Origin of the sequence: Metabacillus sp. Hm71, from assembly GCF_051842955.2 — a bacterium.
GTDB lineage: Bacteria > Bacillota > Bacilli > Bacillales > Bacillaceae > Metabacillus.
On sequence record NZ_CM200278.1, the window covers coordinates 3,985,668 to 3,998,815 of the forward strand.

At 36.3% G+C, this 13,148-nt stretch carries 12 protein-coding genes and 1 tRNA gene; 4 read left to right on the forward strand and 9 right to left on the reverse strand.

Annotated elements, in window-relative coordinates:
• The first annotated feature begins 58 nt into the window (after positions 1-58).
• Both ACSVDH_RS19745 and ACSVDH_RS19750 read left to right on the forward strand, forming a co-directional pair.
• Positions 59-130 (forward strand) — tRNA-Gln (locus tag ACSVDH_RS19745).
• A gap of 490 nt (positions 131-620) precedes the next feature.
• Positions 621-869 (forward strand): DUF2626 domain-containing protein, encoded by a 249-nt coding sequence (locus tag ACSVDH_RS19750; RefSeq protein WP_299087950.1) that lies wholly within the window; start codon positions 621-623, stop codon positions 867-869.
• A gap of 35 nt (positions 870-904) precedes the next feature.
• Here ACSVDH_RS19750 and ACSVDH_RS19755 read toward each other — a convergent pair whose 3' ends face one another.
• Positions 905-1,537 (reverse strand): MBL fold metallo-hydrolase, encoded by a 633-nt coding sequence (locus ACSVDH_RS19755; RefSeq protein ID WP_439250115.1) that lies wholly within the window; start codon positions 1,535-1,537, stop codon positions 905-907.
• A 254-nt stretch (positions 1,538-1,791) separates the two neighbouring features.
• Between ACSVDH_RS19755 and ACSVDH_RS19760 the strand changes: the two genes are divergently transcribed.
• The gene (locus ACSVDH_RS19760; RefSeq protein WP_299087945.1) at positions 1,792-1,965 is read left to right on the forward strand and encodes a DUF2759 domain-containing protein; all 174 of its coding nucleotides are present in this window, start codon (positions 1,792-1,794) and stop codon (positions 1,963-1,965) included.
• Between the two features lie 100 nt (positions 1,966-2,065).
• Here ACSVDH_RS19760 and ACSVDH_RS19765 read toward each other — a convergent pair whose 3' ends face one another.
• From ACSVDH_RS19765 to ACSVDH_RS19795, 7 genes are all read right to left on the reverse strand, one after another.
• On the reverse strand, positions 2,066-2,383 hold the full coding sequence (locus tag ACSVDH_RS19765; protein ID WP_439250114.1) for an MTH1187 family thiamine-binding protein: 318 nt from the start codon (positions 2,381-2,383) through the stop codon (positions 2,066-2,068).
• Between the two features lie 13 nt (positions 2,384-2,396).
• Positions 2,397-3,506, reverse strand: a complete 1,110-nt coding sequence (locus ACSVDH_RS19770; protein WP_439250112.1) for a YqgU-like beta propeller domain-containing protein — start codon at positions 3,504-3,506, stop codon at positions 2,397-2,399.
• A gap of 159 nt (positions 3,507-3,665) precedes the next feature.
• Positions 3,666-4,790 (reverse strand): M14 family metallopeptidase, encoded by a 1,125-nt coding sequence (locus tag ACSVDH_RS19775; protein ID WP_439250110.1) that lies wholly within the window; start codon positions 4,788-4,790, stop codon positions 3,666-3,668.
• Positions 4,791-5,031: 241 nt separating this feature from the next.
• The gene (locus ACSVDH_RS19780) at positions 5,032-6,936 is read right to left on the reverse strand and encodes an LTA synthase family protein (RefSeq protein ID WP_439250109.1); all 1,905 of its coding nucleotides are present in this window, start codon (positions 6,934-6,936) and stop codon (positions 5,032-5,034) included.
• Positions 6,937-7,328: 392 nt separating this feature from the next.
• Complete coding sequence (locus ACSVDH_RS19785) at positions 7,329-8,291, reverse strand: ROK family glucokinase (RefSeq protein WP_439250108.1); 963 nt, start codon at positions 8,289-8,291, stop codon at positions 7,329-7,331.
• A 155-nt stretch (positions 8,292-8,446) separates the two neighbouring features.
• Positions 8,447-8,641: a YqgQ family protein gene (locus ACSVDH_RS19790; protein WP_439250106.1), complete on the reverse strand. Its 195-nt coding sequence runs from the start codon at positions 8,639-8,641 to the stop codon at positions 8,447-8,449.
• A 270-nt stretch (positions 8,642-8,911) separates the two neighbouring features.
• Positions 8,912-10,375 (reverse strand): spore germination protein, encoded by a 1,464-nt coding sequence (locus tag ACSVDH_RS19795; protein ID WP_439250105.1) that lies wholly within the window; start codon positions 10,373-10,375, stop codon positions 8,912-8,914.
• A 180-nt stretch (positions 10,376-10,555) separates the two neighbouring features.
• Here ACSVDH_RS19795 and ACSVDH_RS19800 point away from each other — a divergent pair, with 180 nt between their 5' ends.
• Positions 10,556-11,434 (forward strand): hypothetical protein, encoded by an 879-nt coding sequence (locus ACSVDH_RS19800; protein ID WP_439250104.1) that lies wholly within the window; start codon positions 10,556-10,558, stop codon positions 11,432-11,434.
• On the opposite strand, the gene ACSVDH_RS19805 is transcribed toward ACSVDH_RS19800, so the two are convergent.
• Entirely contained in the window at positions 11,424-12,977 is a 1,554-nt protein-coding gene (locus ACSVDH_RS19805) for a rhomboid family intramembrane serine protease (RefSeq protein ID WP_439250103.1), read from the reverse strand. The genes ACSVDH_RS19800 and ACSVDH_RS19805 overlap by 11 nt on opposite strands.
• Positions 12,978-13,148 lie beyond the last annotated feature (171 nt).

Genomic DNA, 13,148 nt, shown 5'->3' on the forward strand with positions numbered 1-13,148 from the left:
AGTATATAATACTAAATGTTATTAAGGAGCAGGAAGGATATTTGAGCAGTTACATCGATGGGCTATAGCCAAGCGGTAAGGCAACGGACTTTGACTCCGTCATGCGTTGGTTCGAATCCAGCTAGCCCAGTTATAAGAAAAGCGCAAGGGCCTTGAACAGCTTTGAGCAAATAAGACGAATTGAAATAGAAGGTGCTTTTTGCCTTCAATTCCAATTTGGCTAGACCCTAGAGGGGCTAGGCTCTGGAGCTAGACACAAAAACTATGTAAAAATTTTACCGTGCGCTTATTCATATTATAAGAACTTTAAAATTTCCGAATTAAAGTCGTCTGTATACATGGCAGACGACTTTTTTATTGCTGTTCTGCCTCTTTTCGTATCTAATTTTTAATCAATGGCTCCTTTGAATTGTTTTCTTTTTGCGATCCTGTAAACGCTATTTACAAGTATGTTAGCGTTACATTATAATAATTAAAGTAATGGACTTGTATGTTAGAGTATGATTTGTCAAAAGCTATGATTATGAAGTTGTATCAATCAACCATCATTACGTTTTGAACCTGTTATCCAACAGGGCAACAATACAGCTTAGGGCAAAGCCAACAAAGGAGGGATACATATGGATCGTATGTTCCGAGTATTAGGGTTTTGGACAGGAATCTTCGCTGTTATGTTTTATCTTGGTGACATGAAGACCACGTCCTTACTATTTTTCGGACAAACCGGGTTTTTCGTCTTTTTATCTTACTTAAAATTATCAGAGCGCATGTACATTTATATTTTCGGTGCTTATTTAACAATTTTCTTTGTCGGATTTACGTATTGGACAACATTCATGATGATTCCTGGACAAACTGCGGGTCATTAATTCAAAAAAACAGGCAGCCTAGGCTGCCTGTTTTTTTAGAATCCATTTAAAAACGGATTTCTTTCCATCTCTAGTTCAATGCTTGTTTCAGGACCATGCCCAGAAAGCACAAGAGTTTCCTCTGGAAGCGTGAGAAGTTTATCATGAATGCTTTTGATTAATTGCTGATGATTTCCGCCTGGTAGGTCTGTTCTGCCAATACTGCCGGCAAACAGTGCGTCGCCAGAAAAGACCAAGCCTGCTTCAGAGGAATAATAGGATACACTTCCAGGTGAATGTCCGGGTGTTTCAAAAACCTCTAAAGAAAAGCTGCCGATGTTTAATGTTCCTTCCCCTTTAATAAGTTCATCAGCAGGTGAAGCACTTATTTCCCCTGCCATAAAATATTGCGAGCCATTTAAAGAAGGGGCTGTCAGCCACTCTTTCTCATTTTTATGTACATAAACAGGGACCTTCCATTCGTTGCGAATCTCATCTACAGCACCAATATGATCAAAATGGGCATGTGTCAGTAAGATTGCTAATGGTTTTAAATGTTGCTGCTGTAAAATATTTGTTAACTTATGTGCGTCTCCGCCAGGGTCGATCACTAGGCACTCATTCTTATCGTTTGAGAAAAGATAACAATTTGTTTGCAGCGGGCCTAATGGCAGTTGTCTCCATTTCATTTTATTACCTCCAACTTATTCAATCCTCTTTTATTTTACACTATTCTTCTATTATACGATATCTCCATACATGACTGAATTTTATTATAAATGGTCATGCTATACACAAATGATGTTGATCAGTGTCCATCTAATTGGAAAATAAACTCGACAAACGTCATGAAACCGATTAAAATATTAGAAGGACTTGTTTGTATCTTGATATCATAAGCGATACAATGAAAACGATCTACATACGTAAGGAGGCTTTTTTAATGGGCTTAATTATTATTTTTGGACTTGTTACCATTCTTGCCATTTTCGGATTTATTCGTTCGCTAAGAGACAAAAATCTTCTTGGTGCTTTCTTTGCATTTGGAACATTAGCTGTATTCGGATGGTTTTCAGTTATGACTGTACTTCATCATGGATTCCCAACAGCACACTAATTCGAAAAAAACTGAAGCGCTCTAGTGCAAACGTAAAAAAACGAAGGATAAAAACCCCTTAGAAAAAATGCTAAGGGGTTTTACATTTAACCTTTTTTCATTATTTCTCATTAAGATGTCTTTGGACACTCTCAAGTTTGCTTTCCATCGTCGTTTTTTTGTCTCGGCGGTCATCAATCCGGATATTTGTAGCGACTCTTTGAATCCCTTTAGCAAATGGTGCTTCATGAATGGCTGTAATGACTTCAAATAATGTAGAAAGCTCGCCTTCAATGATCGTGTTCATTGGGGTTAATTGATACTGAATTCTCCCCTCATTTTCGTATTTCTTTAAAATATGTTGAATATCTGCTACATATTTACTTACGCTTGGATCATTTGTTCCTAATGGAATCACGGTTACATCTACAATTGCCATCATATCTTCCTTCCTATTTCAGTTTAATAAGTTCTTTTACTGCTTTGTTCTTTATATCGATTATATGTTCATACCTTGCTCCAAAGAGTGCGTATTTACCATTTGGAGACAGTATAAGTGGAAAATTTTCCAAGTTATCTATCAGTGTTTCCTTTTTCTCTGTTTGCAGGTCAAATGCTACTAATGAAAATGAGGTCAATGTTTCATCAGCTTCAATCATATAAAACATATCTTCTTTCGCATTCATGTCGTAATAGGGAATCGCCCATTCTGAGTATAACCCAACCAAACGTGTTGACATTTCGGCTACTTGCTTTTTATTCTCCATATCATAAAACCGGACAACAGCCGTACCTTGGTCATCAACTAATTCAATGGTCGAAATTTCATTTTCGAAATTCGTATTTGCCACTACATTTTCTGAAAGAAGAGCCTTCTCTTCAGTTTCGAAATTATATGCATAAAGTGGGGCAGTAAGTGCCGGAGATTCCTGATCCCATTTGAGATAAGTTATCTCTTGATTATTCAGCCATTGTATAAATGGAATTTGAATTGGATTTGCTGTGATGCTTTGTTCCTTTACATCCATGATATATGTTTGAAATGTCCAATCCTCATTAAAACTTGAGACAAAAAGCTCCTGGTGATTCATTTGGTTCCACGTATATTGCAATTCGTACGATTCTATTTTCGTTTGAAATTTAACCTTTGCCTGTGAATCCAACACAATTAATTCAGCTTCATAGCTTGTAGGACTTGTATGAACAAGAAACAGGCTTTGATCAGAGTTTGCTTGAAGCTGGACAATTGGTGCCTCAGTTTCAAAAAAAATGGAGGATTTACCAGTAATTAGATTATATGTATGTACAGTGGAACCGCCAGAATGATTGGTAATATAAAGAATCGTTTCATCATCTTTCCAGTCAGCAACTGAATGAAAAAAGCTTTCATCTAATTCTATAGGTAGTTTGGCTTCTTTTTCTATGGATTGGTTTTTTGACGTTTGTGGAAGCTCCCTTTCAGGTGAAAGCTCATTGTTTTGTTCTGGTTGATGAGATGGATTACAGCCTGCACCAAGAAGTAGAATGAACATAAGTAGGAAAAGAATTTTACTTGCTCTCATCAACTCCTCTTTCACCCCGTTTCTCTTTATATTTAAAAGTTATTCATCTCATAGAAAAAATACGTTTTACTATATTTACGTTAAAAAAAATGTTTTGTTTCATATTTTAGGAAAAAGCAAGTCAAAAAGGTATTGGGTGATTCCAACACCTTTTATGGTCTACATATATAAAGCAGCTAAAAAGATCCCTTTGCTTTTACGATAAATGTCATCAAATTGGGAAAACGGCAATGGATTAACACCAAACCCCAATTCTACTGTATATCCTGGCTTTCTCCAGTCATTTACATACCAATCCCTGAAACCGGCATGACTGTCAATATCCCTAACAGCCTTATAGCCGCTTAGCCTTTCAAATTCATTGACAATGTTCTCTGCCTCTTCAGGTTCTCTTCTTAAATAGCCCCAATAAATTTCCTCACCTTGGGTATGAAAAGCAAGCACACGATCGAACTGGCGCTTCCTAACAAGGTTTGCCAAGGCAATCGCTTCAGGCTCTGTTAAAGGAGCATCTCCAGGGTAATCACGAGGTGCTGGTGATTTAGGTATTTTTCGCTCTTTTTCAATTTCCCAATTAACAGGATATTGATTATTTAAATCAATTCCCCTTATATTCGCTTTCCATTGTGAGAAATCTCGGCTGTTGTTATTGATCTCAAGAACAGAGGCTTGGAATGACGATTGATCAGGTAATCCATTCAGCACTAAATCAACACCATCAGGATTTACCATTGGTACAAAAGAAATGGTTGTAGCATGATACAGGGATAAACAATTAAGATCTTCAAATTTCTCCCCTCTGACTAGTGCTTGTAAATAATCACCCAGCCAGTGCATCATAATACTCGTTGTAATCCATTCATTCGCATGAAATGAACCATTCATATGCACTTTTTTTATCCCTCTGCCTATTGTTAGCTCAATAATTGGGCTGCCTAATACACTATACCCTATAATCTCCTTTTTCATAAATGGATACATTAATAAAAGCCGGTCAATCTCTTTGAATAGCCCTTTAGAATCATAAGGCTTCTTTGTATTAAGAATTGTATCATGCCCGCTGTCATCCTGCACCATTGTCGCTGGTTTGTTCATAAGATCTACAAATTCACTTCTTTCAAGCTTCAAACCAGATTGATAAGGGATCTTGATATGTGTATTTGCTTCAATTATACCTGTTTCAAGCTCTATTGTTCCATTACTATCTATAATTAGTTCTTTAGCAATACCTAAGTGATTAGCAAGCCGTTCAAGCGAGAGTTCTTTCCTCGTACATATGATCATTATAACTTCTCCCTCCTAATAGCCCATTTATGATTAGTTTATGTAGAAAGAGATGGAATGTTGATATCATGAAAAGTTAAAACAAAAGCTTAACACCTTGAACAGCCCCGACCTCGAGGAGTTAGACGCTGTAGGTGGATGCCGAAGCGCTTATCCTCAGATTAGAGCCATTCATAAACTCCTTATAAACAACAAAAAAGCTGACTTGAAGAACATCTTGCTTTCAAGTCAACTTTAAAGGTTAATTTGATTCTGTTGTTGATGTTTTTTGCTCAGCATCTTCAGCTTCGGCTTCTTTACCATAGAAACGTAGCAGATCGCCATAAATGATTTCATCAGAATAATTAAGCTCTTGCTTTGCTTTCTCCATATACGGATCGCAAACAGCTAAATCTGTTTCTTCACCAGTTGCCTTATCATAGCATACTCCGCGAGTATAGACATTGTTTTCTGTAATAAAGCTTCCGTCTCTTAGTACCGTAAATGAAAGTTTATCATCTGAGAATACATCGGTACCGAATTGAATTTGTTCACTAGTATCAATTCCAAGCAAGCTCATGATCGTTGGTCTAATATCGATTTGACCAGCAACCTTTGAGAAGGTTTGCGGGTTTTTATCTGTCACGCCAGGGATATGCACAATAAATGGCACCCTTTGTAATTGAATGGTTTCAAATGGCGTAATTTCTTTCCCCAGGAATTTTTCCATTGCAACATTATGGTTCTCAGAGATTCCGTAATGGTCACCATATAAAATGATTATTGAGTTTTCATATACATCTGTTTGCTTTAATTTATCGAAGAAATGTTTAACAGCTTCATCCATATATCGTACTGTTGGGATGTACTGATTTAATGTTTTACTATTCGAGTCAAATTCTTCAATCATTTTATCCTCTTCACCTAATTCAAATGGGAAGTGGTTTGTTAAGGTAATCAGTCTTGTATAAAATGGCTGTGGAAGCTCATCGATATGTTGAACGGTTTGCTCCATAAAATCAATATCTTTTAATCCCCAACCGACTGAATTTTCTTCAGTAACCTCATAATCATTCACATCATAGAAACGGTCATAGCCTAAAGTCTCATACATAATGTCGCGATTCCAGAAGCTTTTATTGTTCGCATGGAAAATCGATGAGTAATATCCATAATCCTTTAAAATCTCTGGGCTAGCTGTGTACTCATTGCTGCTATTGGTAAAATAAACTGCACCGCGACCTAATGGATAAAGAGAGTTATCAACAATAAATTCGGAATCTGACGTTTTACCTTGACCGGTTTGATGATAAAAATTTTCAAAATAATAACTTTCTTTAATTAGATCATTTAAAAACGGCGTAATTTCTTGACCATTTAATTTTTCATTGATCACAAAGTTTTGCAGTGATTCTAATGAAAGTAAAATAACGTTTCTTCCTTCAGCAATACCGTTCAAATCCTGTGAAGGTTCTTTACGGTTTGCATTGACATAGTTCTCAATCTCAGTAAGGCTATTGCTATCGGCTAAAGCACGTTGAGCCGAAGTTTTCGATTGTAAAATGACATCGTAAATATGAAAGTTGAACACACTAATATTTTTTACAAGCATTTCACGGTCAAAGGAACGAGTTAACAATTGTGGACGCTCTGTTTCGGCTAATCCAAGATTAAAGAAGAAGACAGCTGCAACTAATAAGAAGTATGCCGATCTTTCTTTTCTTGTTAGTTGTGATGAAGATTTAAAAGTTGGCTTTTTTAATAACCAGAATAATACGGCAATGTCAACAAACATTAGGAGGTCTGTCGGCAAAAATAAACCGCTTATACTGCTCCCTAAATCTCCCATATTGCTTGTCTGAAATAAAACAGGAATGGTTAAGAAGTCATTGAAGAAGCGATAGAAAACCATGTTTGCTAATAATAAACCTGTTACAAAAATACTGGCACCGAATATATACCTGTTTCGGTTCTTTTCTTTCATGAATAACCCAACCCCAAAAATTAACAACAGAAAGCTGATAGGGTTAATGAATAAGATAAATTCTTGGGTAAAGTTTTCAATTTTAATATCGAAGCTAGTTTTATAGACAATATATGTTTTGATCCACATGAATAACGTTGCTAATAGCAAGTATGAAATTTTCGAAAAAGATTTCTTACGCATCCAAATACCTCCTCATCCCTTGGAACAATCGCACTTACACTCTCTAATATCTCTAATGTAATTTTTTCCATATATTAGTCAGCACCAAATAACTAAATCATATCTTAATACTTCTTTTACAAAAAATCAATCATTTTTAACATTACCCCAACAATAGCATGATAGAATTATAATGTTTAGCTTATTCTTTTTACCCTACTATTAGACGTATGAAACCTTAAAAAGTTTCGTTGGTGTTAAAGTTAAAAAATTCAGAAAACTATTATCGACATATTGAGATATTTATGTGCATCTACAACATCCTTTGGAACTTGGGAATTTCATATTTCAATGAACAAAAGGAGCACCCTTTCGTTAGAGGCTCCTTTTTATTATCCCGAATTAGTCATTGTTTATTTATCAGTTAGCTTAGTTTTTGCTAACCATGCACCACCAATTACCCCGGCATCATTCCCTAATGTTGCAATTGCGATTGTGGCAGCATCGCCTACTCTTGGGAATGCAAAGCGTTTAAAATAATGCTCCACTTTGTTTATTAATTGATCTCCTGCCTTCGATACTCCACCGCCAATAACGATTTTTTCAGGATTTAAGCCATTCGATATATTCGCTAGCATTAAACCTAGATGATATGTAACATAATCAATAATTTCCTCTGCTACCTCATCACCCTGTCCAAGTGCATCAAAAACATCCTTTGAAGTTAATTCAGATTGGTTTAGTTTATGTAAAACACTTTCTTTGTCAGTTGAAGCTAACTTTTCCTTAGCCACTCTCACAATTCCAGTTGCCGAAGCAATCGTCTCAATACAACCGTTCTTTCCGCAATTGCATGGTGCGCCTCCTTCTGGCACAACTGTGATATGGCCAATTTCACCACCAGCGCCGTTTACACCATGAATGACCTCACCATTTGCGATAAGACCTCCACCTACACCTGTTCCAAGTGTGACACAGATTAAGTCTTTTGCACCATCTCCAGCACCCTTCCACATTTCACCAATTGCTGCTATATTTGCATCATTATCAATAACAGCAGGAAGTCCTGTTTCCATTTCGAGATGATCTCTTAAAGGATAATCTTTCCAACCTAAGTTTACAGTTTCATAAATAAGTCCGCTTTCTAGGTTAACCGGTCCAGGAGCACCCATTCCAATGCCTGAAAGCTTTGATTTCGGGTACCCGAGTTCTTCCAACTTCGCATCAATTGCTTTTGCAATATCTGTCGTAATTTCTTTACCAGTTTTGTCTGTAGGAATCTCCCACTTTTCTACAATTTCTCCATAATAATTAATAAATGCCATTTTAATTGTCGTTCCACCTAAATCAATACCAACTAACCATTTTTCATTCAACAAAATCACCTTTTTCTACTATTATATATGCTTTTCGTAACCGTTTTCATTTGAGCTATTTTTACCTATCTTTTTAATATAAAATGTAGGATTCCTTATCATGAGGATAGGTACCTAGTCATGTCAAATGACGAACGGATTACGTTTTTACTAAATTAACCTTTTAGTCTTTGAACTTCCTGTCTTAACAAAAGAATGGCCATTTGAAAGTCCTTTGGATCAATCAGATTTGATTGGTATAGCTGCCGTAATTCCTCTTCCATTAATTCTAAATCAGCGATTCGATCCCCAATATAAATGATCGTTCCAAATTTTTTTAGAAGCTGTTGTACATCGTAAACTGTTTTCATCTAATCACCTGCTTCCATTTGTCTTTCCTATTTCGCATTAATTTGGAATCGTTTCATTCCGCTAAAGAATGTAGCTCCTTCTTTAAAGTATAAAGGAATTGCACCCTGCGTCAAGAAAACGTTTTTTATTTTAAAACTTTTTAATTCAAGGTTTATATGTATTACTTCACAATTGAGATAATTCCCCATCACTAATAAGATAATTAAAACAAAACAAATAAAGCTGTTTCAAAAAGGTCAGAGCCTTTTGAAACAGCTTTAACTTTATTTTTATCTATCTGGATCCTTAGGATGTAAAAATGGGGGACGTCTGTTTTTTAAGGGCATTGGAGCTCTTAATAAAACATCTCTCATTCCTCGATAATTAAATGGGATTAATGGATAAAGATATGGTACGTTAAATGATTTCATCCGTGCAAGCATAATCAGCCAGCAGGTGATTCCAGCAACAAAGCCAATAACCCCTAGCCATGCTGTAAAGAGCAAAAGAATGATTCGAAACATCCGATTTGCGAGCCCAAGCTCATAGCTTGGTGTTGCAAACGTACCAATTGCGGCGATCGATAAATAAAGGACAACCTCGTATGTTAAAAGACCAACCTCAACTGCTACCTGACCAATCATTAAAGCGGCGACTAATCCTAAAGCAGTAGCTAATGACGACGGTGTATGGATTGCTGCCATCCTTAGCACATCAATCCCAATCTCCACGAGCAAAAATTGGATTAGAAGGGGAATTTGTCTCTTATCATTAACCCCGATAAAATCTGTTCCTGGTGGTAACAACTCTGGATTTATCGCAAATAAATACCATAGGGGCAAAAGAAAAAGCGAGGCCCAGACGCCTATAAAACGTACAATCCGTAAGTAAGCTCCAACTACTGGCTTATTTCGATATTCTTCAACATGCTGAAGATGATGCCAAAAGGTTGTTGGTGTAATGATGGCGCTTGGTGAACCATCGACAAAAATAATCACATGCCCTTCGTACAAATGGGCTGCAGCGGTATCAGGCCTTTCCGTGTACCGAACCATTGGATAAGGGTTTAAATGCCTGCCAGCAATAAATTCTTCTATCGTTTTCTCTCCCATTGGCAAGCCGTCAGTATCGATTGCTTTGAGCGATTTTTTTAGATCCTCGACATGATCTAAATCAGCAATATCTTCTAAATAACAAATAACCACATCAGTCTTAGAACGTCTGCCAACCTGCATGTATTCCATTCGCAAGGAACGGTCTCTTATTCTTCTTCTTGTTAAGGCAGTGTTAAAAACGATTGTTTCCACATAACCATCTCTGGAGCCGCGTACTACCCGCTCCATATCAGGCTCTTCCGGACCTCTGACTGGATATGTTCTGGCATCAATTAAGATGACTTCGTCAATCCCATCAACAACTAGTGCGGTTGGGCCTGCTAAGACTGTATGAACAATTGAATTTAAATCATTTGTTTTATCTATTTCAACATATGGAATATATGTTTTTAAAAGCTTATCAAGTGTGTTTTCCTCAAGCTGCTCTGGCTCAAGTCGTGATAAATATTTCATTAAATAATGTAGAATATCATCCTTCACAAAGCCATCAACCATGAATAATGCCATTTTTCGTCCAGCATATTCAAGATCGAGGCGAATTACATCAAAGCTTTTTTTAACACCTAAACGTTCAGACAAATAATCGATATTTTCCTGAAAGTCTTTTGAAACGTATTTCTTTTCTCCCTCATATGTCATAAGATTTCTCCATTTCGTAACACAATTTGTTACTCATCCTAGACGAATAAATGGAAAAACATACCTTGAATAACGATTTTGTTTTGTTCTTTTTGTTAAGATAAAAATTAATGTTTAATCATATTTTATATGGATTTCTCATACATTTTATCAACCTGTCCTACGTTGGAGTTGATGCAAATGCAGCTAAAATGGATCTTTCTTCTTTTATTAGCCTTTATAACCTCAGGTTTTCTTTATGCTTATTATCATGGGAAATCGGTTCGTGAGAGCATTATTTTTTTCCCAATCGATGACTCAGTAAACTTCGAAAAAGCTTCTACTTCACTTCAATTTGTTGGAAAAAAAGATGCTGACGAATATACCATTGAATGGGAAGTTACCTCAATTACAAATAAAAAAATCTTTTTAAGACAAGATATTTCATTGTTATTTGCAGATGGTAAATTGCTGGATACTCTTTCTGAGTGGGAGGATCAAAGCCAAAAGCTTTCACAGTTCAAAAAGGTATCTGGAAAAGACAGCAGCCATTATCAGGCCATCAGCTTGCATTATGGAGAGATCCATTTAGAAAATAACCTTATTCGCAGTACACATTACATGACATATGATCATTTATATGTTATTGATTCTGAATTTACAGAACTGTTTTCATTTAAAAAACCGCATACAGAAGAAGAACAAGAGTGGAAAGATATTCTTGATAAAGTATCAGAACAGCATCTTGAAGTAAGTTGGAAGCAATTAATTAAATTTTATGATATTAATCAAGCTGATTATGAAGCGGTACCGTTAATCGAGCTTGCCAAATACAATACAAAGCCTATATTAGGTCTAACTATGGCTAAAACACAGGAAGTGATTGGCAGTCTTTGGGAGGGATTATACAAGCATTATTTTCTTGGACTGAAAACAAAAGAAGGCAAGGTGATCTCCCCAATTGGCAGCACAATGCCTCTCCTCTTATTTGCTAAAGATTATTCACATATTGTCATTCTTATCCAAGCTGAAAATAGCCAGCCTTTTAAACTGTTGCAAAATATTCAGCTTAATGATTAATTTTTTCTTTAAAAGCCTGGTAATTTTCATTTGATGGATCAAGTTCCAATGCTTTGTTTACTTGTTCCAAGGCTAAAGATATATTCCCTTCGTTTGCATATAGCACACTTAGATTATAATGTGCTTGGTGGTATGTATCATCATTAGCAACAATTTGTTTTAAATGGTCCTTCGCCTGATCATATTTTTTTAATTCAATTTCGGCAACTGATAACAGAAATAAGATATCATTTGAGTCATTATTCGTTTTGACCGCCTCACTTAAATAGCTATAAGCTTCATCATATTTTTCATCCTGTATAAGCTCTTGTCCCTGAAGAGCCATATACTGCGAATGCTGGTCTTTGGCATCTTTGAGACCGTATTGAATCATGCCTCCCAATAATGCAATAGTTGCCATTGCTCCTAAAAGTCGCAGGGAAATCTTTTTAGTCTTAGGCAGTTGTACAATAAGGGCCGCTAAAAATCCGCCGATTAAACCGCCAATATGTCCGGCATTATCAATATTTGGAATCGCAAACCCGATTGCAATATTAATGGCAATGATCACTAAAAGGTTTGATCCCATCGTTCTAAAAAATACTTTAGGATTTTGCACCCCGATGTATAATAGTGCACCAAAGCAGCCAAAAATCGCTCCTGAAGCTCCTGCAGAAAGGAATGGACTAAACGCAAAGCTGACAACTGAACCGGAAATGCCGGCAACTAAATAAATAAACAAAAACCTTAATGAACCATATGCCCGTTCCACTGCAGGACCAATATAATAAAGCGCAAAACTATTCATTAATAAATGAAGAAACCCAATATGCAGAACAATAGGCGTCACTAACCGCCACCACTCACCTTCATAAATAAGCGGATTAAATTTTGCTCCAAATCGAATTAATGATTCTGTATTGGTGCTTCCGCCAAATAGTTCAAGAACAAGAAACATGATAATTTGCAAGCCAAGAAATACATATGTCCAAAACGGTTTACCATATTGGAAAACTTTTCGTTCCTCTTCTATTTGTTGATTATGATAAGAAATGACGTGATTCCTTATTTGCTGAATATCTTCCATTTCAATCGTTTCTTGCAACCTCTCAAAGTCAACTCTAATCGGTACATGTAAAGCTTCTGATAAATCTGTCAGTCCTTCCTCCACTTCATCCTTTACCAGCAAAAAGGAGGTAATGTCTATCTTTCCTTTTGATCTGCTATATCCCTTTACAAATATCTCTGGTAAGTCATCTACAGGAGGCAAGGACGTTACATAAATATTCATTACCTGAATCGGGCCTCTAACACCGTTTCTTAACAGATGCTCAAACTTTTCCCCTGCTTGTTGAATATCTTGTGCAATTGTATTTCCCCAATCAATGTCCATTCTTCTCAACCGAACAAGTGTAAATTGCTTTTGCCGAAACGGTTCAAGCAATACCTCATGACCATCCTGAGATAAAGCCAAAATGGTATACTTTTGTTCAATAACCAGCTGTTCGATTAATCTCCAATATAAATAATCCTGTTCTAACACCATATTATCCGCTCCGACCATCTGTTTTCTCCATTATATCAAGAGATTAAAACGAAAAGGAAGAATCCTGCTTAAGTCTATTTCAAAGAAAAGAGACTGCCTCAAAAAGGTCTGCCCCCATCAACTACGATTATATAGGACTACAGTTTTTTTAGATCCTATATACTCTAAGGGCTTTTGAACCTTTACCTA

What these genes read in the sequence shown, in the direction of transcription:
- ACSVDH_RS19750 (WP_299087950.1), top strand. Translation starts at nt 621, where the DNA reads ATGGATCGTATGTTCCGAGTATTAGGGTTTTGGACAGGAATCTTCGCT.
- ACSVDH_RS19755 (WP_439250115.1), bottom strand. Translation starts at nt 1,537, where the DNA reads ATGAAATGGAGACAACTGCCATTAGGCCCGCTGCAAACAAATTGTTAT.
- ACSVDH_RS19760 (WP_299087945.1), top strand. Translation starts at nt 1,792, where the DNA reads ATGGGCTTAATTATTATTTTTGGACTTGTTACCATTCTTGCCATTTTC.
- ACSVDH_RS19765 (WP_439250114.1), bottom strand. Translation starts at nt 2,383, where the DNA reads ATGGCAATTGTAGATGTAACCGTGATTCCATTAGGAACAAATGATCCA.
- ACSVDH_RS19770 (WP_439250112.1), bottom strand. Translation starts at nt 3,506, where the DNA reads ATGAGAGCAAGTAAAATTCTTTTCCTACTTATGTTCATTCTACTTCTT.
- ACSVDH_RS19775 (WP_439250110.1), bottom strand. Translation starts at nt 4,790, where the DNA reads ATGATCATATGTACGAGGAAAGAACTCTCGCTTGAACGGCTTGCTAAT.
- ACSVDH_RS19780 (WP_439250109.1), bottom strand. Translation starts at nt 6,936, where the DNA reads ATGCGTAAGAAATCTTTTTCGAAAATTTCATACTTGCTATTAGCAACG.
- ACSVDH_RS19790 (WP_439250106.1), bottom strand. Translation starts at nt 8,641, where the DNA reads ATGAAAACAGTTTACGATGTACAACAGCTTCTAAAAAAATTTGGAACG.
- ACSVDH_RS19795 (WP_439250105.1), bottom strand. Translation starts at nt 10,375, where the DNA reads ATGACATATGAGGGAGAAAAGAAATACGTTTCAAAAGACTTTCAGGAA.
- ACSVDH_RS19800 (WP_439250104.1), top strand. Translation starts at nt 10,556, where the DNA reads ATGCAGCTAAAATGGATCTTTCTTCTTTTATTAGCCTTTATAACCTCA.
- ACSVDH_RS19805 (WP_439250103.1), bottom strand. Translation starts at nt 12,977, where the DNA reads ATGGTCGGAGCGGATAATATGGTGTTAGAACAGGATTATTTATATTGG.